This window comes from Streptosporangium sp. NPDC023825 (assembly GCF_040639575.1).
In the GTDB taxonomy this organism is placed as follows: Bacteria; Actinomycetota; Actinomycetes; order Streptosporangiales; family Streptosporangiaceae; genus Streptosporangium.
In genome coordinates, this window is sequence record NZ_JBFAAE010000079.1 from 1 (window position 1) to 19,531 (window position 19,531).

A 19,531-nucleotide genomic window follows, 5' to 3' on the forward strand; every position below is an offset into this window, starting at 1 on the left:
CAGGTGCGCGTCCTGGTCGCCCACGAGCCGCCGCTCTTCGAGCTGCTGCCCGACCGCGACCGCTGGCGCGACGTCATCCGGGACGTGGAGGAGGCGTTCGCCAAGGAGGGGGCCGGGGCCGCCATGCAGGCCCTCTCCGCCGCGTTCGCGGCGAGCGACGGCGAGCGGGCGGAGAGCGAGCGGACGGAGGACGCGCCGGCGGGGGGTGACCCGGCGGCCGAGGGGCCGGAACGCATCCCGGGAGGCGCGCAGGCACCGCAGGGGGCACCGGACCCGGAAACGATGGAGATGCTGGGGCGGCTGGAGAGGAACGCGGAGTTCTTCATCGGCTACGAGGTGCCGCCGTTCTCCCGCTACACCCCCGACGGCGCGGCGCTCGGGGCGTCCTCGGTGCGCGTCGTGGCCGCGGTGGGCGAGAAGGCGGAGGGCGAGCCGCCGTACCGGGCCGCCGTCGCCGTGGCCGGCCTGCTCGGCACGCGGCCCACGGCGTTCCCCGGCGACCACGGGGGCTTCGGCTCCGAGCCCGAGGCGTTCGCCGCCAGGCTCCACGAGGTGCTCTCGACCACCTGAGAAGTCCCGCGCGGCAGTCGCGGCGTCGTCCCGTGCCCGGGCCGGCGGATCCCGGGTCAGTCGACCAGGGCGTCGCTTCCCCGCGTGTCCGGCAGGTCCAGGCTGTCACGGAGCCCGGCCGGCTTGAGGAAGAGCGCGGCGACGACGCCCACCGCGGCGATCCCCGCGGAGACCAGGAAGATGTGTCCGGTGGCGTCGCCGTACGCCACCCGCACGACGGTCCTCGCGGCTTCGGGCAGTGCCTGGAGGTTGAGGGTGCTGCCCCCCGAGCCGGACGGCCGGATGCCCGCCTTCGCGAAGCCCTCGGCGATGCCGGTGGCCACCCGGTTGGCCAGGATCGCGCCCAGGACCGAGACCCCGATCGTGCCGCCCAGCGAGCGGAAGAAGGTGATGGCACCGCTGGCGGCGCCCAGTTCCCGCAGCGGGACGACGTTCTGGATGACCAGCACCAGGTTCTGCATGGACATGCCGACGCCGATGCCGACCAGCAGCATCGCGGCCGACACGAGCACCAGCGAGGTCTCGTGGTCGATCACGGACAGGCCGAGGAATCCGACGGTGAGCACGACGGCACCCGCCACGATGTACGGCTTGACCTTGCCGCTCCTGGACACGAGCGCGCCGGAGACCGTCGAGGACAGCAGCACGCCGAGCATCAGCGGGATGGTCAGCAGGCCGGCCTCGGTGGGGCCGTACCCGCGGCCGATCTGGAAGTACTGGCCCAGGAAGACCGATCCGCCGAACATCGCCATGCCGACCGCGAGGCTGGCCAGGATGGCCAGGGCGGGGTCACGCCTGCGGACGATGTGCAGCGGCACGACCGGCTCCCTGACCCGCGACTCCACCAGCACGGCGACGGCCAGGACGACGATCCCGCCACCGACCATGGCCCCGGTCTGCCAGGAGATCCAGTCGAAGGAGTTGCCGACGAAGGTGATCCAGACGAGCAGGACGCTCACGCCCGCGGCGATCAGCGTGGCGCCCGCGTAGTCGACCTTGGCGTCCGGCCGCCGGACCGTGACCACGTGGAGCGTCTTGTGCAGCAGGACGAAGGCGACGACCGTGAACGGCACCGCGACGAAGAAGCACCAGCGCCAGCCCAGCCACGAGGTGTCGGCGATCAGGCCGCCGAGGAGCGGGCCCGCCACGGTGGCCACGGCCATCACGGCGCCGAGGTAGCCGTTGTAGCGTCCCCGTTCCTTGGGGGTGATCATCGCGGCGATGATGACCTGGACCAGGACCTGCAGGGCGCCCATGCCGAGGCCCTGGACGGCGCGGAAGGCGATGAGCTGGCCGGTGTTCTGCGCGAATCCGCAGGCCAGCGAGCTCACCATGAAGATGACGATGGAGATCTGGATGAGCAGTTTCTTGCTGAACAGGTCGGCGAGCTTGCCCCAGACCGGGGTGGACGCGGTCGCGGCGAGCAGCGACGCGGTGACCACCCACGTGTACTGGGACTGGGTGCCGTCGAGCGCGCCGATGATCTGCGGCAGCGCCACCGACACGATCGTGGCACTGATCATCGCCACGAACAGGGCGAGAAGCAGACCGCTCAGCGCCTCGAGGATCTCGCGATGGGTCATCGGTTCCGCGCCGGTTGGCGCGACCGCTTGCGTGCTCACGCACGACCTCCGATACAGATAATCAGGACAGACCGTGACAAGATACATGCCCACTGAGAAACTTTGCGCACTGGGCATGGTTATCCGAGCAGTAGGCTGTTCCTGTCATGGAGATCACAGCGGGGTTGCGCGAGCGCAAGAAGGCCGAGACGCGGCTGGCGGTTCACGAGGCCGCCCTACGGCTGACCGCCGAACACGGCCTGGAACACGTCACCGTCGAGGCCATCGCCGACGCCGCCAACATCTCGCGGCGGACCTTCTCCAACTACTTCGCCAGCAAGGAGGACGCCGTCCTCTACGGCGACGAGCAGCGCATCCGCCTCCTGGTCGAGCGGATCCGCACCCGTCCCGCCGGGGAGCCGGCCTGGCGGGCACTGCACGCGTCCGTCCACGACTTCTACTGCGAGCTGGGCGGGCCGGACAGGCAGTGGGCGATCCGCGCCAGGCTCGCCAAGAGGCACCCCACGCTCCTGGCCAGGCAGCTGGCCAACCACACCAACCTCGAACGCGAGCTCGCCCAGGTCATCGCCGAACGCGACGGCGGCTCCGGCCCGCGCCCCCAGGTGATGGCCGCGGCCTTCCTGGTCGCGCTGCGCATCGCCACGCACATGTGGACCGACGAACACGAGTCACGCCCGCTGAGCGAGATCATGGACGACGTTCTCGGCGAGATGGCCCGGCCCTTCGACAGCGAGGAAAGGCCCGCGCGGCAGGACACCTGACGCGGCGGCACGGCCGGCACGACCGGCGCAGGCAGACACGACCAGTGCAGGCAGGCACGACCGGTGCGGCCGGTGCGGCCGGTGCGGCCGATCGTGGCAATTCGGCTGCCCGGTCGGGGCTGATATCGGCCGAACAGCCGATGCACCGGATTCCGCCGCCGGGAAATCCTCGGGAAGCGCGCCGGACGGCGCGCTCACGCCCCCGGTCCATCCCTGGAGGATCCGTTGACATCGCCCGTGACGACACGCGTTCTGGTGTGCTGTGCGATCACCACGCTGATCGGCGGCCTGACCGCCTGTTCGGTGAACGCCAAGAACGCGACCCCCGAGGAGAAGACCTTCGCCTTCAGCGGCAGGACGCTGAACGTGAAGTCGCACGAGATCCCGACGGACCTGGTCGCCACCGACCGCGAGGACGTCAAGGTCACCCGCTGGTTCGACGCCAAGGCGGGCAGCTCGAAAACGCTCCGGTGGGATCTCAGGGGCGGTGTCCTCGATCTGGAGGCGGGCTGCACCGGGCTCGCGCTCTGCGACGCCCGGTTCAGGGTGGAGGTGCCGCGCGGCGTCAAGGTGCTGCGCGACGGTCGCAGGACGGACCTTCGAGGAGGTGGGTGACGGCGTCCGCCCGCGCGACCCCGGGCACCGCGAGCCCGGGGTGACCGGGGTGACCGGGGTGACCGGGCTGACCGGGGTGACCGGGCTGACAGCGCACCGGTCCTCCCCCTCCTCCCCCGCCTTCCGGGACCGGGCGCCTTCCTGACCTGGCGCCTTCCTGACCTCCGTTTCCCGACCTCCCTGGAAGGAGGTCACGCGAAGACCGTCTGAGCGAGGGCGAGACCGAGGAACACCGCCCCCAGGCCGGCGACGATCGAGGCGACGACGTTGGTCACCGCGAAGAGGATCGCGCCGGTCTCGGCCAGCCGCAGCGTCTCGTAGGAGAACGTCGAATACGTGGTCAGCGCCCCGCAGAACCCGGTGCCGAGCAGCAGCCGCACGTCGGCGCCCACAGCGCCGGACAGTGCCGCCCCGGTCAGGACGCCCAGGATCAGCGAGCCGGCCACGTTGACGGTGAAGGTCCCCCAGGGAAAGACCGTGTCGTGGCGAGCCTGCACGGCCCGGTCGGTCAGATAGCGCAGCGGTGCCCCGACGGCACCGCCGAGCAGCACCGGAAGCCAGTTCTGCGGCCCGCTCACGCCGGTTGCCCGCCCCGGTGGCGGACGACCTCGACCTCGTCCAGGATGGCCAGCCCCTCGGTGAGGAGGTCGTCCAGCTGCGGCAGGAAGGCGCGGATCCGCTCCTCGGTGTCGACGATCGTGACGGCCACCGGCAGTTCGTCGGCCATCGACAGCAGCCGGGTGGTGTGCACGATCGAGGTGGTGCCGAAGCCCTCGAGGCCGTGGAAGACCGACGCCCCGGCCAGCCCGGCGGCGTGGGCACGGTGCACGATCTCGGTGTACAGGGGCCGGTGGTGCCAGGTGTCGGTGTCGTCGACGAAGATCGTCAGTCGCAGCGCCCGTCCGGCTGGAATCATCGCGCTCTCCTCCTCGCGCTCCTCGTTCTCGCCGTCCCGGTCGTCCTCGCCCTTTTCGCCAGGAGCCGGCGGGTGGTCCACGTGCCGGCCACCACCGCGGCCAGCGCCGCCAGGACCGTCGCCGCCAGATAGCCGAACGCCAGGCCGGGTCGGCCGGCGGAGACCAGGCGCTCGATGTCCAGGCAGTAGGTGGAGAAGGTGGTGAAACCTCCCAGCACGCCGGTGGCCAGGAACGGGCGTACCCAGCTCGGCGCGGCCCACGCCTCGGTGAGCACGACCAGGAGAACGCCGATGAGCAGGCAACCGGCCGCGTTCACCGCCAGCGTGGTCCACGGGAAGGAGCCGTCCGCGGCCGGCCACAGCAGGATGGCGCCGTAGCGGGCCCCCGTACCGATCGCGCCTCCGGCGGCGACCACCGCCAGGACACCGTGACGGGAGCGACGCGACCCGCCGCGCCCGCGCGCACCGGGTGGACCGGGTGGATCCGCCTCGGGGTCGACGCCGGGGTCGATGGGCTCGGTCGCCACCGTGAACCTCGCCTGATTCGTACGCATGCCTCTCCCCACACGTGGCGGGTGCCCGGCACGGCTGCGCGGGCACGACCTGTCACGGGTAGGGACCGTTGGCGGCAGCGGGTGCCGCGGTCGGGTGCGGCGGGCCCCACCGCCGCGGGGACCCCGGCATCGGCGGGACCCTCGCCACTCAGCCTAGCGCGGCCGCTCCACGACCACCTCGGCCGCTCTCCGGAACCCGCGGCCGCGGGAGACGGGACAACGGGACGAAGGCCCGGCTCCGGGAAACACGCCTCGATGGAGCCTGTTCCCGATCATGAGCTCGTCCCGTGCCCCCGGCGGCCGCGTGGCGGCGGCGATCGTGCCCGATGTCAGCCGCCCGTCCCGGTGTCGCCGGCGGTCACCCGGTTGCCGAACTCGAAGGAGCGGGCGTGGACGCGCCGGCCGATGGGCTCGCCGTCGCCGAGCAGGGCGAGCGTCTCCTCGTCACCGTCGGCGGTCGTCGCCGGGAAGCGGCGGCCGTCGGCCTCGAGCCGCCCGATCACGATGCCGAAGCGGGTGCCGTCACGCCGGTGCCTGACGGTGTAGGTCTCGATCGTGCCCCACCCGTCGGCCCGGACGGCCTGCCGGACGGCGGGCCAGGCGTCGATCTCGGCCTGCAGCGCGGCGCTGCGGTCCTGGCGCCACCCGGCGGGGGTGGTCGAGTAGACGCCGACCGAGTACTTGCTCAGCATCCCGCCGTTGGCCCCCACCATGCCGTACGAGCCGGGCCTGGCGCGGAGCCGCTGGACGATCTCGGCTATCGCGTGCGCCGAGTAGTTGTTGCCCGCTCCGCCGAAGAAGGGCAGGCCGCCGGTGACCGTCAGCCCGCGCGGATCGCCGGCGGCCAGGCCGAGGCCGTCGCAGATGTTGGAGACGGCGATCGGGAAGCAGCTGTACAGGTCGATGGCGTGCAGGTCCTCCACCCCGATGCCGGCCAGGTCCAGGGCGTGTCCGGCGGCCATGACGGAGGCCGGTCCCCTGCTGAGGTCGGCCCGGTCCAGCAGGTCGCGCTCGCGCAGGTCGGCGTGGCCGTGCAGGAAGACCCACTTCTCCCCGGGGACGCCGAGACGCCGGGCGCCGGCCACGGACATCAGCAGGACGGCCGCCCCCTGGTTGACCTTCTCGCGCGCGACGAGGTAGCGGGTGTAGGGCTCGGCGATGAACCGGTTGCCCCCGGTCGGGGTGACCAGTTCCGCGGGGCCGCGCTCGACGGGGGCGGCGGCGTGCGGGTTGGCGGCGGCGACCCTGGTGAAGGGAGCGAACAGCGCCCCCATCCCGGCCGCGTACTCCTGCCTCGTCTGCCCGAGGCGGGCCCGGCGCGCGTTGTCGAGCAGCGCGTACTGGCTCGGCGCGCCCGCCAGCCCGTGCGCGGCCAGGAACGGGGAGACCATGCCCTCGAGCCCGTAGCCCCGGTCCTCCAGGCCACCTTCGGCCGTCTCCCCGAAATCGGGCCTGTCCTCGGCTCCGGCCAGGTGCCGCACCGTCGAGATGGCCTCGGACCCGACGATGAGGGCCACCCGCGAGGATCCCGCCGCGATCGTCGCGGCGAGCTCGTTGACCAGGTGCTGGGGCGCCTGCCCGCCCGCCACCTCCAGGATCGCCCGGCCGGGGTCCGCCCCCACCCGGCCGGCGACGGAACGGGGATAGTTGGTGGACCTGCCCAAGGGCGCGGGGACGCCGGGCGCGGAGATCTCGAACTGGCGCACCCCCGCCACGGTGTCGACGGCGGCGGCGACCCGTGCGGGGTCCGCCCCGGTGTCGGCGAAGGCCTCGCGGACCGCGGCCGCCGCGAGCTCCACGGGCGACAGCCGCCGGTAGCCGGGCTCGCCGATCCGCTCGGACGACTGCCCGACGCCCACGAGCACCGGCGTGCGGGGATCGAGGCCCTCGAAGGTCATCTTCACGCTCCAGCGGAGTCGGGGACGGGGTCCGTCGCCGCCCCGGGCGGATGATCGTCCTGGTCACCCGTGAAAGCCGATGCGAACAGGCGCGATCCGTGGCCGAATATTGTTCTTGAACAGGATGGAGCGTAGCCCCGCGTTCCGAGGCCGGGCAAACACCGGAACAGCCGCCGCGACCGCGTCCGCCCCCTCCCGAGCCGCGGAGGACCCCGAGCCGCGGGCCCCGCCCGCGATCACCCGGCCCGCAGTCCGGCGAGGGCCAGCCTGAGGACCCGTTCGCGCTGGGCGTCGTCGACGTACTCGACGGTGCTGATGCCCGAGATCATGCGCAGGATGTCGTCGATCGACGGCTCCGGCCGCGCGGCGCCGGCTCGTTGCGCGCGTTCGAGCAGGGGGCCACCGGCGTCGCGCATCGCCCTGCGACAGGCCTGGAAGCTGTCGGTGGTGCGGTTGAGCGCGTCGGCGAAGGCGAGCTTGGCGCCGATGTACTCGACGAAGCGGTGCAGCCAGGCCACGAGTGCCTCCCACGGCTCGAGGTCGCCGAGCTCGGCGGCCGCACGGCACAGCGCCTCGACCTCTTCGCGGTGGACCTCTTCGACGAGGTCCTCGCGGGTGGGGAAGTTGCGGTACAGGGTGGCGATGCTCACCCCGGCCCGCCGGGAGATGTCCTCAAGCGAGGCTTGCGCCCCGATCTCGGCGAACGTGTCCCGGGCCGCCACGAGCAGGGCGTCGAAGTTGCGGCGGGCGTCCGCGCGCTTGGGGCGCCGCGAACCGAGGACAGGCTGCATGCCACCTCCTGAATTGACAACCGTAGGATCCCTACGGTTAAAGTGTAGGGGTACTATCAGTTTTGATTCTATGTGCCATGAGCACGAGGGAGCGGGAGATGTCCGCCGAAACCATCGCCCTGGTCACGGGCGCCAACAAGGGCGTGGGCCTGGCCACGGCCCGTCAGCTGGCCGAGCGCGGCCTCACCGTTCTCCTCGGCAGCCGGGACGCCGGGCGCGGCGCCCGGGCGGCCGGCGAGCTCGCCGAGGCCGGGATCACGGTGCGGCCCGTGCGGATCGATGTCACGGACGACGCGTCGGTCGGCGGGGCGGCCGAGTTCATCGGCCGCGAGTACGGCCGCCTGGACGTGCTGGTGAACAACTCCGGGATGCTCGTCCGCAGGCAGGCGACCGAGGTGTCGGCCGATGACATGCGCCAGGAGTTCGAGACCAACGTGTTCGGGACGGTGCGGGTCATCCACGCGATGCTGCCGCTGCTGCGCAGGTCCCCCGCGGCCCGGATCGTCAACGTCTCCAGCGATTCCGCCGTGTTCGCCAAGGCCACCGAGAAGGGCTCGATGTTCGCCCGCTCGCACGACTCGTTCGCCTACTCCGCGACGAAGACCGCGGTGAACATGCTGACCGTCAAGTACGCCAACGCCTTCCTCGACGATCCGGAGCTGGCGCACGTGAAGATCAACGCCGTGACACCGGGGTACGTCGCCACCGATCTGAACGGCTTCAGCGGCGTGCGCAGCACGGACGAGGGCGCGCGCGCCTCGGTGTACTGGGCCACCGTCGGCGACGACGGCGAGACGGGCGGCTTCTTCGACGACCAGGGCCGGATGCCCTGGTAGACCGTCTCTCACTCCATCGTGCCGTGGCCGCGTCGCTCCTCAGTCGCTCCTCAGTCGCTCCTCATCGGCGGCGAAGCCGGCGGCGGGTTCGCCGAAGGAACCGCGGCGCTCACCGCCAGGGACTGCCGTGTTCCGGGTCGAGTCGCCTGACCATGATCCGGCAGGTTTCCGGACGGAGTTCGCGCTCACCGCCGGGGCGGTAGACGACCTCCGTCGTGGCCACCGGGCCGTGGAGCCACTCGGCGTAGCCCAGGCGGGCGTACAGCCGCTGGGCGTCGCGGTTGTCCAGGCCCACACCGAGGGCGACCTGTTTGTGGCCCAGATCCCAGAGCCGGTGTTCGGCGGCCCTCAGGAGTTCGGTGCCGATCCCCTCGTTGCGCCGTCCGGCGACGACCTCCAGGTGCGTGATCAACGCGACGTCCGGCAGGTGGGCCCGCAGTTCCGGTTCCTCGGCGGCCGCCAGCCAGACGTAGACGTCCCCCACCGCCACGCCGCCCGTCACGTCGTCCTGCCAGGCGACGAGGAGCAGCCCGTGGCCGCTGTCCTGCAGGACCAGCCGGTCGCTGAAGTACTCCTCCTGGCCGAGCGACCTGACCATGGCGGGAAGGTCCCCGCCGGTGGCCTGGCGTATGTCGGCTGTTCCCACGAACAACACATTCCCGGCTAAACGTCCGGTAAATCAAGAGCCATTTCCATCCGGCATTTCCAGAACAGCGGATTCCGGCCGTCTTTGACCAACCACTTCATGGCGCCCGCGACGTCGGACCCGAGTACGGGAAACCGGTGCAGGTGGTCCGCCCACCGGCGACGGTCTTCGGCCCAGGCCTTGACGTAGGCGACGCAGAACCCGGCCTCGATCCGGCTGAGGCGGCCGAGGGCGGCCAGCAACGAGGCCTCCATGGCCCTGCGGTCCGGCTTCGAGCCCGCGGGAAGGCACCTGACCCGCCGCAGCACGTGCTCGAGGAACTCCTTCCTCGCGAGCAGGAAGCGGCTCCAGTGCCGCACGTCGGTGGCGCCCCGCCAGCCCGTGCCCGTCCGCTCGTCGAGCAGCCAGTAGATGCCCTCGGCGAGCACGTCCCCGAGTTCCTGGTCCCGGGCCCGGGCAGGCCGGTCGAAGGGGTCGTACGGCCGCTGCTTCACCGTTCCCGTCACCGCGAGCCTGCGCAGCGACGTCTCCCCCAGCAGGTAGAACCAGTCCTCGTTGTAGATGTTCGGAAAGAAGGAGGGAAGACGAGTCGTCTCGACCGCGAGAGCGCCGCCGCCCACGAACGAGTCCTGGCGCCCTTCGGTCTCCCGGTACGCGTGACACGCCACCGAGTTGTCGGGATAGCCACCGATGTGCATGCCCACCACGTCGTAGGTGTCCAGCAGCGCGGCGGCCCGCGCGACCTCCTCGTGCCCCCCGACCTCGATGTCGTCGTCCAGGAAGACGATGCGTTCCCAGCCCATCAGGCGGGCGAGGAGAAGCCCCGCGTTCCGCTTCGCGCTGAGATCGGTCGGCCGGTCGAACAGAGTGCCCCGGAGCAGGGCCGTCGTCATGAGGTCGGGCAGGTTCAGCCGATCCACGTCGTCGACGTCGATCGCGAGGAACTCCACGTTGATCGGCATGGCGGCGACCGCGTGCCTCGCACTGCTCCACCTGCGGCTGTGCAGGGAGACCAGGGGGCAGTCCAGCGCGACCGCCAGGCGGGTCGCGTGTCTCAGCCAGCGGGGATGCCGGATCGTGGGGACCACGATGGCGTCGACCATGCCGAGTGCCCCGGAGGAGTGCCCCATCTCGAGGATGTCGGCCAGGTGCCGGTGGGAACCGTGATGATGCTCCGTCGCGACCCGCTTCGTCTCAGTCCTCATCAGCGGGTTTCGTCCACTCGTGCAGCCTGACCGTGTCGAGGGTCCAGTCCGGTGTGATGACGACCTGGCCCTGGATCCTGACCCGGGTGAGGATGCTGTACGACTTCGCGTCGCCGAAACGCGTCCGCAGGAACATGGCGTTCCTGTCGCGGAACCGTTCGTCGGTCAGTGCCCGGACCGCTCCGTACACGCCCCGGGCGTACATCCCGTTGCAGATGGTCAGCGTGCGCCGGACGTTGTCGGGATTCACCCCGCGATAGAAGAACGCGACGTCCTCCAGCAGTTGCAGGCCCTCGTCCGACTTGCGGGTGAGGGGGTGGTGCCTGCGTGTCTCGCCGCCCTCGTCGACCTCGAAGTAGGGTCCCTTCTCGCCGGCCCAGTCGGGCACCTGCCGGACCGGCAGCTTGATTCTCGCGAGCATGGACGCGGTGACCTTGTTCCAGTCCACACCGCCCAGCAGCACCAGATGAGTGGTGAGGTCGTCCGACTTCAGGTCCTCGGTCACCCGGACGGTCACCAGGCTCTGGGGGTTCGCGGCCCGGAGATGCCCGTGCAGTTCGAACAACGAGTCCAGATCCGAGTATTTGTAGAGCTCGATGTAGTCGGCACTGGCGGGATTCGCGTACGGGATCCTGGCCTGATCCGCTTCGGGGACCTGCGAGCAGATGATCGTGATCGGCCGGCCGTCCGCGAAGTGCCAGGGGCCCTCGCGAAAGGGGTCGACCTGCGCGGCCCTCTCCCCGCTGAGCGTGACGGCGATCTGCGATCGCAGCGCCTCGTTGCGCAGGCGTGTCAGCTCCTCCAGCAGCTTGGCACGCCGGTCACGCTCCTCCGCGGTCAGCTCGGACAGCGGCAGCACGCGGGCCGTTCCGTCCGCGACCGACCGCCTGGTCGCGAAGAACGCCGCGTACCCCTCGATCCTGGCCAGAGGCGGGATCCTGGGGGCGTGAACGGACTCCCACGACGAGATCAGCGGGGCGCTGACTCCGAGGGCCTCGCGTAGCTGGGCCTGCGTGATCCGCGTGTCAGGCCACCGGCTGTCACGAAGTTCGCGCAGCCGGCGCGCCAGCGCGGTCGACGCGGAGTGGTCACCCTTCATCTCAGCCTCATTCATCTGAACTTCAGTCACCCCACTAAACACCAATCCGGGTGCGGGGTCGATGAAGAATCCGCAGCTGAGACATTACAAAACGGTCCGACATGCGAAGACACATGTGCAAGGAGACGTCATTCTAGTCAGCCTCCTATGGCCATCGGGGCAGCATTGAGAACTTCAGTGAGGGAATTAACCGTACAAGGACAATTTCCGTTAATTAGCTGAAGTTAACTGAAGAGCCTGTGAAGGAGGTGGCACATACCGGGCGACCGGGACGGCCCCGGCACGGCGGCGAATGACACCCCGCCAGGAAAGACCGCGAACACCCCTCGACGAGCCCGATCGTCGATTCAGCAGTGGAGGTGTCCGCACGGTAAGGCATCTGACCGAGCATGTCTTCATACCAGGGAACCCCGATGACACATCTCACCGCGGTAATGCCGAGTTCCGCCGACAGCGGGAATCTGACACTTCTCATCCTCGCGGCCACGATCACGCTGGTGTTCGCGGCGATCCGCTGGACGGCCCGGCGGACGCACGTCTTTCTCGTGATCAGCGGCACGGGCGTGCTGCTCGTGATCCTGACCGTCCTGGTCATGGCCTACCTGGCCGCCCTCAGGATGTTCTGAGGTGGCGAACGCGCGATGGTTCACGCGCGGTCACACCGGCCGCGCGATCACCTCACGTCCCCGCGCTAGTCGTCCGGTGCGGCCGAGCCGTACACCATGGTGTCGACGATGGCCTCGACGGCGGGCCGGGTGACACTCCCGGGAGGCGCGCTGACCAGGGCGAAAAGGGCGCTGCCGTAGAGGGCGACGAGCGCGGGGACCTTCTCACGCGCGATCTTCAGTCCCAGCCGGCCGTGATGCCCCGCGGTGAAACGCACCGCGACCTCCCGCAGCCGCGCCAGCGCCGCGGCCAGCGCCGGGCGGCGCACCGCCTCCAGCTGCAGCTCGAAGATCGCGAGGTAGCGGTGGCGCAGCGTGGTCGCCGCCGCGAGCAACGACTCGGTCAGCGTCTCCACCAGGTCGGCGCCGCCCGCGGGCCGGCGCTCGGCCGCCCGGTCCATGTCGGCCAGGTGGAGCTCGACCACCCGCTCGGCGGCGGCCACCAGCAGCGCCTCGCGGCTGCGGAAGTAGTTGGACGCCGTACCGGCCGGCAGCCCCGCCGCCCTCTCCACCGCGCGATGGGTCACCCCGTGCACCCCCGAGGCCGCCAGAAGGTCGATGGCGGCGTCCGTCAGGGCTTGGCGGCGGGCTGGGTTGGTGGGCGGCACCCCGCCATGTTACCAATAAGCGTAGTAATACGATCGTAGTGAATGGAGGAGTGCCATGCGCGTCGTCGTGGTCGGCGCCGGGCTGGGCGGGGTGGCGGCCGCGGTGGGCCTGCACCGCCAGGGGCATCAGGTGACCCTCTACGAGCGGAGCGCCGAGCTTCGTGAGACGGGCACCGGCGTGGTGATCATGCCCAACGGACTCCGGGCGCTGGGGGAGCTCGGCTACGACACGAGGGGGCGGTCCACCCCCGCCCGCAGCGGCGGGCTGCGCGACTGGCGAGGGAGGCCGTTGCTGATCGCCGACGCCGTGCAGGCACAGCGCGAGGCCGGGTCGATGACCGTGGCCGACCGGACGGAGCTGCACCGTGCCCTGCGCGCCCCGCTGCCCGCCGAGGCGGTGCGGACCGCGGCACCGGTGGAGCGGCTGGAGCCCGGCGCGGACGGAGTGGCGGTGTTCGGCGGCGGCGAGCGCGTCGACGAGGCGGACGCGGTGATCGTGGCCGACGGGATCGGCAGCAGGTTGCGCGGACAGCTGTTCCCCGGTCACGGCGGGTTGCGCAGGATCGGCCGCATGGACCTGCGCGGCACCCTGCCTCGCCCCGCGGGGCTGGACGTGGAGGAGTTGCTGGCCGGCATCCTGCTCGACCGGCGCACCGGTGGAATGTTCGGGCTCTTCCCCATCGGCACGGACAGACTGTACTGGTTCACCGACTCCGTACTACCGGAACCCGTCCCGGGGCCGAAGGAGGCGCGCGAGCAGATGCTGGCGCTGATGGCCGACTGGCACCCGGCCGTTCCCGCGCTGCTGGCGGCCACCGCGGCCGACGACGTCTACGTCGACCCGATCGCCTGCCTGGCCGAGCCGCTGCCGGCGTACACGACCGGCAGGATCGCGCTGCTCGGCGACGCCGCGCACGCCATGACGCCCGACCTCGGGCAGGGCGCCAGCCAGGCCTTCGAGGACGCCGCCGCGCTCGCCCGCCACCTGTCGGGGGCCAGGCCCGCCGAGGTGGCCGAGCGGCTGCTGCACTACGACGCGCTCCGCCGCCCGCGCGCCAACCGGCTGATGCGGGCCGCGGAGCGACAGTCGCGGCTGACCTCGCGGACCGGGGCCGCCGCCTGGGCGCGTGACACCCTGCTGCGTGCGATCCCGGCCCGCCTCGCCGCCCGGCAGCTCGCCGCCATCTGGCGTGTCTAGTGCTACCGGAGGGCGCCGCCGACGGGGTGGAACCGGATGTCGTGGTCGCCGGCGTCCGGGGCCGCGAAGCGCAGCAGGCGAGCGCCCTCCTCGGTCACGGCGGCCTCCTCCTGCCCCGACAGGGGTTCGAAGAGCCTGACCACCAGCGTCGCCGTACCCCTGTCCCGTCTGACGTTCCAGAGCCCGCGGACGAAACCGTCGACGGTCACCGCCGCCTCGACGACGACGTGCCCGCGCCGGTCGGCGGACACCACGCGGGTCCGGTCGGCGTGGGCGAGCACCACGTTGTCGAGGGCGGCCAGGAAGCGGACGGGAGCCGGGACGTCGGGGTCCGGGCGCGGCGCCTCGGGGAGGTCGAACAGTTCCCGCCCGTCCTCGCTCCCGAACACGCGCAACCGGGGCCTGAGCGCGTCGACCACCTCCCCCAGCCGGGTCATGCCGCTCCACGCCTGGATGTCCCTGACCGTGGCCGGGCCGAAGGCGGCGAGGTACCGCACGACCAGTTCTCCCGCCGAGGGCCCGGCGGCCGGCGGCCGGCCGAGCCAGTGCTCGGCGAGCACGAAGGGGGTGGTGCCTCGCCGCCCCCAGGTTCCGTCGGGGGGCGGGTGCACCACCGGCAGCAGGCCCTGCACCGACCTGGCCAGCGCGACGGGGTCGCGTCCCGGCCATCGTTCGGCCAGTGCCCTGCCGAGTTCGGGCCGGGTCAGCGTGCTCCGGCCGAGGATCGTCCGCGCGGCGGCGGCGAGTTCCCCGAGGTCCAGCCCGGCGGTGGACCTGCCGAACCCGCCCTTCTGCCAGCGGTCCAGCATCGGCTGCAGCAGCGGCCGGAGCCACAGGTAGTCCTCGGCGGCGACCAGGTGCTGGGTTCCCCGGAACATCGTCGCGCGCACCACCTCCCGCCGGTGCAGCGCCCGGGTCAGATCGTCGATCCGGAAGGCGTCGATCCGGGACCACAGCCCGATGTAGGGCGGGTCGGGATCCTGGGCCTGCAGGCCGACGAGGCGCTCGACCACGGCGAGTGTAGGCAGGCGCGTCCGGCGCAGCAGCAGTTGCCGCTCCAGGGTCGCCCGGTTGAGACCTCGTCGGGTGAGGGTTTCCACGGTGTCCTTCCACTGCTCACGACCGGCCGTTCGAGGGGAGCCCGCCGGCGTCCGCGGCGCGTGGGCGCGCACGGCGCGGACGCCGGCGGGCGGGCCCGGTGCCGCCGTCAGGCGCCGAAGGCGGCGGCGTTCTCCCGTACCCACTCGGCGAAGGTCCTGGCCGGTCTCCCGGTGACCTTCTCCACGGTGGGGAGCACGGTGTAGCCCGCCTCGGGCGGGTCGGTCCGCATGGCCAGGAAGAACTCGACGTCCTCGTCGGAGTAGCCGGTCCGGCGCCACTCCGCGACGATCTCGTCCCTGGTGAGCTCGATGTAGCGCACCTCACGGCCGAGGACGTCGCCGATCACGCGTACCTTCTCCGGCGGGGTCAGCGCCTGCGGCCCGGTCAGCCAGTACTCCTGGCCCGCGTGGCCGTCGGCGGTCAGCGCGGTCGCGGCGACCGCGGCGATGTCCGCCTCGTGGATCATGGCGCTCCTGGCGCCGGCGAACGCCTCGCGGACGACGCCCTCGTCCCGCACGGACTCCGCCCACTCCAGGGCGTTGGACATGAACTCCACCGGCGCCAGGTGGGTCCACTCCAGGCCTCCGGCCTCGACGGCCTCCTCCAGCGGGCTCTTCGTCACGTCCCCCTTGAGCACCGTCACCTTGCGCACGCCGGCCTTCCTCGCCAGGTCCACGATCTCCGCGCCGTTGGTCAGCGGTGCGAAGTCCTCCCCGCTGAAGCCGATCAGGTGCGCGGCGCCGACGCCGGAGAAGGCCCCGGGCAGGGTCGCGGTGTCGGCCAGGTTGCCCGCCACCGCCTCGGCGCCGGCGGGAAGGTTCGCCCTCGCCGGGTTCCGGGTGAGGGCGCGGACCCGGTGTCCGGCGGCGAGCAGCTGCTCGACGAGGGGGCGGCCGACGGTGCCGGTGGCGCCGGTCACGAGAACGGTCATCGGATTTTCTGTGGTCATGGCGCAGACGTTAGGAGCATTCGCGGTCAACTCCTGTCCGCGATAGCTGGAAAAATCGTCTTGTGTTGGAAACTTCGGCTCGGTTGCTCCGCCTGCTCGCGCTGTTGCAGGCCCGTCGGGACTGGTCGGGCGCGGAGCTGGCCGGGCGGCTGGAGGTGAGCCCGCGGACCGTGCGCCGCGACGTCGACAAGCTGCGGCTCCTGGGGTATCCGATCAACGCGACCGGCGGCGTCGGCGGCGGCTACCAGCTGGCCGCGGGCGCCTCGCTGCCCCCGCTGCTGCTCGACGACGAGGAGGCGGTCGCGGTGGCGGTCGGGCTGCGGACGGCGACCGCGGGCACGGTCACCGGCATCGCCGAGACCTCCGTACGGGCGCTGGCCAAGCTGGACCAGGTGCTGCCCCCGCGGCTGCGGTACCAGGTCGGCACGCTGAGCTCGGCCATGGTGACCATGCCGATGCCGGGTCCCACCGTCGATCCCTCGACGCTGACCGCGATCGCCTCGGCGGTGCGCGACCACCGGCGACTGCGGTTCGACTACGTCTCCCACGACGGCTCGGAGAGCGTGCGGGACGTGGAGCCCTACCGCCTGGTCAGCGGCGGGCGGCGCTGGTACCTCTTCGCCTGGGACACCGAGAGGTCGGACTGGCGCAGGTTCCGCGCCGACAGGTTGTCCCCGCGCGTCCCCTCCGGCCCCCGCTTCACCCCCCGGCCGCTTCCCTCCGACGACCTGGCCGGGTACTTCGCCCTGGGCATGACCACGGACCGCCACCGCTACCGGGCCGTGCTCACCATGCACGGCCCGGCCGAGGCGGTGGCCGAGGAGGTCCCCCCCACCATCGGCGTGGTGGAACCCGTGGACGGCGAAACCTGCCTCCTGCGCATCGGCTCCGACAGCCTCGACCACCTCGCGGTCTGGGTGGCCGCGTTCGGCTTCGAGTTCGAGGTCCACGAGCCTCCCGAACTGGTCGAGCACCTGCGGACGCTGACCGCCCGCCTGCACCGGGCCGCGTGGCGGGATCCATCCGGAACGGCGTCCGCCGGAACACCTCCGCGGGAACCGGGTCTCTCCTGAGGGGCCCGTCTCCCGGGGAAGACCGCCCTCGCGTTCTCTACCCGATTGCGGGCCGGTGTTCCGGCCTTCAGGCCGGGGTGAAGGCCCGTCCGGGACCGCTCCGAGGTCCCGGAACGCGGCGTCCGCCCCCCTGGGGAGAAGACCCCCGGGACCCGGGGCGGCGGGTTCCGCCGATCCGCTTCCGGGCCCCGCGCGCGCCGGCCGGTCGCCTCAGGTCACTTCTCGTTACGGCTCGTCACGGATCGCCGCGAGGTGCGCGAGGCACAGGTCGGGCTCGGCGAACGGTTCGAGCCGGTCCACGGTCACCGGGGAGCCGAGTGCCGTCATCGTCCCCTGCATGAGCCCGAGGTGCAGCGGGCAGACGACCTTGCCCTGGGTCTTGACGAGCTCGAGGAACGGGCAGTGCCGCAACCCGATCTGCCCGCCGTCACCCGCCGACCGCTCCTCGGGGGCGAACCCGATGTCGTCGAGCAGGTTCACCAGCTCGCGCACCGCCTCCTCCCGCGTGGGATCGGCCGCCGGAGCCGGCCGGCCGGCCGCCAGGGCGGCCCCCCACGCCCGTCCGGCCTCGGTCGCCCTGGCGGCGGGTTCCGGGCCGGCGGCCAGGCTGCCCGCCAGGATCTCGGCCAGCACGCGATAGTTGCGCGGCCCGGCGAGATCCATCCCCGGCCGCGCCCGGAACACCAGCGGCGGCCGGCCGGGACCGGCCGGTGCCGCGTGAACCCGCTCGATCCGGCCGGCGTCGGCCAGGGCGTCGAGATGGAACCGCACCGTGTTGGGATGGACGTCGAGCCGCTCGGCGATCTCGACCACGCCCAGCGGCGTCTCGGACTCGCGGAGCATCGTCAGGATGAGCCGCCGGCGGCCGGTCGGCGGCGCGGGCCGCTCGGCGGCCCGCGCGGACGCCGCACCGCCCGTGACGTCATCGGTCCCGCGCGGCCTTCCTGGCTCGGCCATGGCCGGCTCACCTCCCCTGCGGCAGTGCCGCGACGCGCTCGTCCGGGTGGACGCGAAGACTCCGGCCGCCATCGTAGACGCGGCCGGCCGGGCACTTCCGCACGAACACCAGGTCCAGCGGGTCCGCGCGAGGGAGCCCTATCTCACATCCCCTTGAGTTGAGTTTACACAAAAAGTGCTTGTATAAATAGAGGCGACCGGAGGGAAACCACGTCTGACCAGGAGTTGGGCGTGCCCACTCACACCCGACGTAAAGATCATCTAGTAGTTGGAGGACCTGTGCTTTCCCCAGATTCGGCCGTGATCGTCCGTGCCACCCTGCCGGCGGTCGGGGGCGCCATCCAGGACATCTCCACGCGCTTCTACAAGATGATGTTCACCGACCACCCCGAGCTGCTGCGCGAACTGTTCAATCGCGGCAACCAGGCCAACGGCGAACAGCAGAGCGCCCTCGCCGGGTCGATCGCCGCCTTCGCCACCGTCCTGGTGCAGCGCCCCGACGACCGGCCGGACGCGATGCTCTCCAGGATCGCCAACAAGCACGCCTCGCTCGGCATCGCCCCCGAGCAGTACGTGGTGGTCCACAAGTACCTCTTCGCCGCCATCGCCGAGGTGCTCGGCGACGCCGCCACCCCCGAGGTGGTGGCGGCCTGGGACGAGGTCTACTGGCTGATGGCGAACGCGCTCATCGCCCTGGAGGCGGTTCTCTACCACGACTCCGCGGCGAAGGGCTGGCTGCCGGCCACGGTACTCGAACGGCGGAGCGAGACCCCGGACTCGGTCTCCTTCACCCTGAGGCCGCGGATCCCCCTGTCCTTCAAGCCCGGCCAGTACGTCAGCGTCGCGGTCACCCTGCCCGACGGCGCGCGGCAGATCCGGCAGTACAGCCTGTCGTGCGCCCCCGAGCGGGACGACTGGCGGATCACCGTCAAACGGGTACGCGGCGGCGACACCCCCGAGGGGGAGGTGTCCAACTGGCTGCACGCCAACGTCCGGGCCGGGGACGTGCTGACGGTATCGGCGCCGTTCGGCGACCTCACCCTGCCCACCGACGGTCCCCCGCTGCTGCTGGCCTCGGCGGGAATCGGCGCCACCCCCATCCTGTCGATGGTCGAGCACCTCGCGGCGAACGGTTCCACCCGCCAGGTCACCGTCGTCCACGCCGACCGCAGCCCCGCCGACCACGCCCACCGGGAGGAGCTCGGGCAGCTGGTCGCCGCCCTGCCCGGCGCCACCCTGCACCGGTGGTACGAGGAGGTGGGCGACTGCTCCTGCCGGCCGGGCCCGAACGTCGGCCAGGTCGACCTGACCGGGATCGACCTTCCCGACCCCCTGGTCGCCTACCTGTGCGGGCCGCTGCCGTTCATGCGTGGCGTGCGCACCGAGCTGCTCCGGCGCGGGGTGCCCGCCTCCGACATCCACTACGAGGTGTTCGGGCCCGACCTCTGGCTCGGCCAGAACTGATCCGGGGTCTCCGCTCCGGGCCGGGGGCGCAGGACCGCGGGG

At 71.8% G+C, this 19,531-nt stretch carries 21 protein-coding genes and 1 pseudogene; 9 read left to right on the forward strand and 13 right to left on the reverse strand.

The genetic code is table 11. The annotated features are described in order from the left end of the window. Positions 1 to 570, forward strand: a pseudogene (locus AB0G15_RS38960) (hypothetical protein); the annotation flags it as partial. A 56-nt stretch (positions 571 to 626) separates the two neighbouring features. On the opposite strand, the gene AB0G15_RS38965 reads toward AB0G15_RS38960, so the two are convergent. Continuing rightward, a complete protein-coding gene (locus tag AB0G15_RS38965) occupies positions 627 to 2,153 on the reverse strand; it encodes an MDR family MFS transporter (protein ID WP_362850320.1) in 1,527 nt (508 codons plus the stop codon). 146 nt (positions 2,154 to 2,299) lie between these two features. Here AB0G15_RS38965 and AB0G15_RS38970 point away from each other — a divergent pair, with 146 nt between their 5' ends. The 3 genes from AB0G15_RS38970 to AB0G15_RS38980 all read left to right on the forward strand — a co-directional run bounded on the left by AB0G15_RS38970 (position 2,300) and on the right by AB0G15_RS38980 (position 3,674). After that, on the forward strand, positions 2,300 to 2,914 hold the full coding sequence (locus AB0G15_RS38970; RefSeq protein WP_362850261.1) for a TetR family transcriptional regulator: 615 nt from the start codon (positions 2,300 to 2,302) through the stop codon (positions 2,912 to 2,914). A 237-nt stretch (positions 2,915 to 3,151) separates the two neighbouring features. Then, positions 3,152 to 3,529: a hypothetical protein gene (locus AB0G15_RS38975; RefSeq protein ID WP_362850263.1), complete on the forward strand. Its 378-nt coding sequence runs from the start codon at positions 3,152 to 3,154 to the stop codon at positions 3,527 to 3,529. Further along, the gene (locus AB0G15_RS38980; protein WP_362850265.1) at positions 3,522 to 3,674 is read left to right on the forward strand and encodes a hypothetical protein; all 153 of its coding nucleotides are present in this window, start codon (positions 3,522 to 3,524) and stop codon (positions 3,672 to 3,674) included. The genes AB0G15_RS38975 and AB0G15_RS38980 overlap by 8 nt, the downstream gene beginning before the upstream one ends. Before the next feature lie 46 nt (positions 3,675 to 3,720). Here the strand turns inward: AB0G15_RS38980 and crcB are convergent, their stop codons facing one another. The 5 genes from crcB to AB0G15_RS39005 all read right to left on the reverse strand — a co-directional run bounded on the left by crcB (position 3,721) and on the right by AB0G15_RS39005 (position 7,688). Continuing rightward, positions 3,721 to 4,107, reverse strand: coding sequence for a fluoride efflux transporter CrcB (gene crcB / locus AB0G15_RS38985; RefSeq protein WP_362850266.1), 387 nt, complete (start codon positions 4,105 to 4,107; stop codon positions 3,721 to 3,723). Beyond that, positions 4,104 to 4,445 (reverse strand): DUF190 domain-containing protein, encoded by a 342-nt coding sequence (locus AB0G15_RS38990; protein ID WP_362850268.1) that lies wholly within the window; start codon positions 4,443 to 4,445, stop codon positions 4,104 to 4,106. Before AB0G15_RS38990 ends, crcB begins: the two co-directional genes overlap by 4 nt. Then, positions 4,442 to 4,999, reverse strand: coding sequence for a CrcB family protein (locus AB0G15_RS38995; protein ID WP_362850269.1), 558 nt, complete (start codon positions 4,997 to 4,999; stop codon positions 4,442 to 4,444). Before AB0G15_RS38995 ends, AB0G15_RS38990 begins: the two co-directional genes overlap by 4 nt. A gap of 329 nt (positions 5,000 to 5,328) precedes the next feature. After that, the gene (locus AB0G15_RS39000; protein WP_362850270.1) at positions 5,329 to 6,897 is read right to left on the reverse strand and encodes an acetyl-CoA acetyltransferase; all 1,569 of its coding nucleotides are present in this window, start codon (positions 6,895 to 6,897) and stop codon (positions 5,329 to 5,331) included. A 236-nt stretch (positions 6,898 to 7,133) separates the two neighbouring features. After that, the gene (locus tag AB0G15_RS39005) at positions 7,134 to 7,688 is read right to left on the reverse strand and encodes a helix-turn-helix domain-containing protein (protein ID WP_362850272.1); all 555 of its coding nucleotides are present in this window, start codon (positions 7,686 to 7,688) and stop codon (positions 7,134 to 7,136) included. Positions 7,689 to 7,786: 98 nt separating this feature from the next. Here AB0G15_RS39005 and AB0G15_RS39010 point away from each other — a divergent pair, with 98 nt between their 5' ends. Continuing rightward, a complete protein-coding gene (locus tag AB0G15_RS39010; protein WP_362850273.1) occupies positions 7,787 to 8,524 on the forward strand; it encodes an SDR family oxidoreductase in 738 nt (245 codons plus the stop codon). Positions 8,525 to 8,633: 109 nt separating this feature from the next. Here AB0G15_RS39010 and AB0G15_RS39015 read toward each other — a convergent pair whose 3' ends face one another. Genes AB0G15_RS39015 through AB0G15_RS39025 form a run of 3 tightly spaced genes read right to left on the reverse strand, consistent with a single transcriptional unit; the run spans position 8,634 to position 11,474 of the window. Beyond that, positions 8,634 to 9,170 (reverse strand): GNAT family N-acetyltransferase, encoded by a 537-nt coding sequence (locus tag AB0G15_RS39015; protein ID WP_362850275.1) that lies wholly within the window; start codon positions 9,168 to 9,170, stop codon positions 8,634 to 8,636. A 17-nt stretch (positions 9,171 to 9,187) separates the two neighbouring features. Next, positions 9,188 to 10,375, reverse strand: coding sequence for a hypothetical protein (locus AB0G15_RS39020; RefSeq protein ID WP_362850277.1), 1,188 nt, complete (start codon positions 10,373 to 10,375; stop codon positions 9,188 to 9,190). Then, the gene (locus AB0G15_RS39025; protein WP_362850279.1) at positions 10,365 to 11,474 is read right to left on the reverse strand and encodes a helix-turn-helix transcriptional regulator; all 1,110 of its coding nucleotides are present in this window, start codon (positions 11,472 to 11,474) and stop codon (positions 10,365 to 10,367) included. Before AB0G15_RS39025 ends, AB0G15_RS39020 begins: the two co-directional genes overlap by 11 nt. Positions 11,475 to 11,887: 413 nt before the next feature. Here AB0G15_RS39025 and AB0G15_RS39030 point away from each other — a divergent pair, with 413 nt between their 5' ends. Continuing rightward, on the forward strand, positions 11,888 to 12,100 hold the full coding sequence (locus AB0G15_RS39030; protein ID WP_362850281.1) for a hypothetical protein: 213 nt from the start codon (positions 11,888 to 11,890) through the stop codon (positions 12,098 to 12,100). Between the two features lie 65 nt (positions 12,101 to 12,165). On the opposite strand, the gene AB0G15_RS39035 is transcribed toward AB0G15_RS39030, so the two are convergent. Further along, positions 12,166 to 12,747, reverse strand: coding sequence for a TetR family transcriptional regulator (locus AB0G15_RS39035; protein ID WP_362850283.1), 582 nt, complete (start codon positions 12,745 to 12,747; stop codon positions 12,166 to 12,168). Positions 12,748 to 12,802: 55 nt separating this feature from the next. Here AB0G15_RS39035 and AB0G15_RS39040 point away from each other — a divergent pair, with 55 nt between their 5' ends. Then, positions 12,803 to 13,945, forward strand: a complete 1,143-nt coding sequence (locus tag AB0G15_RS39040; RefSeq protein WP_362850285.1) for an NAD(P)/FAD-dependent oxidoreductase — start codon at positions 12,803 to 12,805, stop codon at positions 13,943 to 13,945. A 2-nt stretch (positions 13,946 to 13,947) separates the two neighbouring features. Here the strand turns inward: AB0G15_RS39040 and AB0G15_RS39045 are convergent, their stop codons facing one another. Beyond that, positions 13,948 to 15,045, reverse strand: coding sequence for a winged helix DNA-binding domain-containing protein (locus AB0G15_RS39045; RefSeq protein WP_362850286.1), 1,098 nt, complete (start codon positions 15,043 to 15,045; stop codon positions 13,948 to 13,950). Positions 15,046 to 15,152: 107 nt separating this feature from the next. Next, a complete protein-coding gene (locus AB0G15_RS39050; protein ID WP_362850288.1) occupies positions 15,153 to 15,995 on the reverse strand; it encodes an NmrA family NAD(P)-binding protein in 843 nt (280 codons plus the stop codon). 62 nt (positions 15,996 to 16,057) lie between these two features. Between AB0G15_RS39050 and AB0G15_RS39055 the strand changes: the two genes are divergently transcribed. Next, positions 16,058 to 17,068: a YafY family protein gene (locus AB0G15_RS39055; RefSeq protein WP_362850290.1), complete on the forward strand. Its 1,011-nt coding sequence runs from the start codon at positions 16,058 to 16,060 to the stop codon at positions 17,066 to 17,068. Positions 17,069 to 17,293: 225 nt separating this feature from the next. Here AB0G15_RS39055 and AB0G15_RS39060 read toward each other — a convergent pair whose 3' ends face one another. Continuing rightward, positions 17,294 to 18,025, reverse strand: a complete 732-nt coding sequence (locus AB0G15_RS39060; protein ID WP_362850291.1) for a helix-turn-helix domain-containing protein — start codon at positions 18,023 to 18,025, stop codon at positions 17,294 to 17,296. Between the two features lie 279 nt (positions 18,026 to 18,304). On the opposite strand from AB0G15_RS39060, the gene AB0G15_RS39065 reads away from it, so the two are divergent. Next, positions 18,305 to 19,489 carry a globin domain-containing protein gene (locus tag AB0G15_RS39065; RefSeq protein WP_362850293.1) on the forward strand — a complete coding sequence of 395 codons (1,185 nt, stop codon included), beginning with the start codon at positions 18,305 to 18,307 and terminating at the stop codon, positions 19,487 to 19,489. Positions 19,490 to 19,531: the final 42 nt, after the last annotated feature.